Raw genomic sequence first — 1,148 nt, 5'->3', positions numbered from 1 at the left:
CGCAGACCAGCCGGACGTAGTCGTCGCGCCGGTCCCGGTACTCCGGCGGCACCTCGTGGGCGGCGAGGCAGGTGCGGACCACCCGCAGGCCGACCGTGGCGGCCGCGTCACCGGCGATGCGGAGCATGCGCGCTTCGTCGTAGTAAGATAATCCGTAACCGCTTTTTATTTCTATGGTTGTGGTTCCATATTCGAGTATTTCACGAAGACGAGCGACCGTCAATTCCTGCAGGTCGTCGTCGCCGCGGCCGCGCAGGTCCCGCACCGAGGACTGGATCCCGCCGCCGGCCGCGGCGATCTGCAGGTAGGTCTCGCCGCGCAGGCGGCGCTCGTACTCGTCCTGCCGGGTCCGCCCGAACACGGCGTGGGTGTGGGGGTCGACCCAGCCGGGCACGACGCAGCGGCCGCCGGCGTCGTGGACGGCGTGGGGCGCGCCGCAGCGGGCCAGCAACTCCGCCTGCGGACCGTAGGCCAGCACGCGCCCGCCGGCCACCGCCAGCGCCGCCTCGCCAACCAGGCCGGGATCGTCGAGAGCGGCGCCGCGCCGCGGACCGGCGCACGCATCGTCCGGAGTGTCCGGAGTGTCCGGCGCGTCCAGCGTGCACAGCTGGCCGATGTTCCGCACCAGCAGGTCCGGCCCCGCGGCCAGGGCGGCGTCGTTGCCGCAGATGACACGGTCGATCGAGGTCATCATCACTCCCGTGCGGCGAAGCCCGCCCCGTCGTCCGCGGGGACGGGACGCTCGGCGTCGAAGAAGGCGCCCGTCTGGCGGACGATCTCGTCCGCGTCGGCGCAGTAGGTGACCGGCGACGGCAGCGCCTGCAGGAAGGTCATGCCGTAGGGCTTGCCGTGCAAGCGGCTGTCGAGCAGCACCACCACGCCCCGGTCCCGACGCGAGCGGATCAGCCGGCCGACGCCCTGCCGCAACCGCAGGACGGCGTCGCGGACCACGAAATCGATGAAGGCGTTGTCGCCGTTGGCCGCGATGCGCTCGCACTTGGCCTCGACCCAGGGATCGGTCGGCACCGCGAACGGCAGCTTCGTCACCACCAGGATCTCGAGGTCGGACCCGGGCAGGTCGACCCCCTCCCAGAACGTGCTGGTGCCGAGCAGCAGGGAGTGGCGCTCCTGCCGGAAGCGGGTCATCA

At 71.7% G+C, this 1,148-nt stretch carries 2 protein-coding genes; both read right to left on the bottom strand.

Annotated elements, in window-relative coordinates; translation table 11 throughout:
* On the bottom strand, window positions 1-691 hold a 691-nt coding region (locus Q7W29_05495; protein ID MDO9171269.1), incomplete at its 3' end, for a hypothetical protein.
* A 2-nt stretch (window positions 692-693) separates the two neighbouring features.
* A partial coding sequence (locus Q7W29_05490) for a helicase C-terminal domain-containing protein (GenBank protein ID MDO9171268.1) occupies window positions 694-1,148 on the bottom strand: 455 nt, incomplete at its 5' end.

It is taken from the genome of bacterium, from assembly GCA_030654305.1.
Lineage (GTDB): Bacteria > Krumholzibacteriota > Krumholzibacteriia > LZORAL124-64-63 > LZORAL124-64-63 > PNOJ01.
The sequence above is the reverse complement of the archived record's forward strand: the minus strand, read 5'-3'. Positions and strand labels throughout refer to the sequence as shown.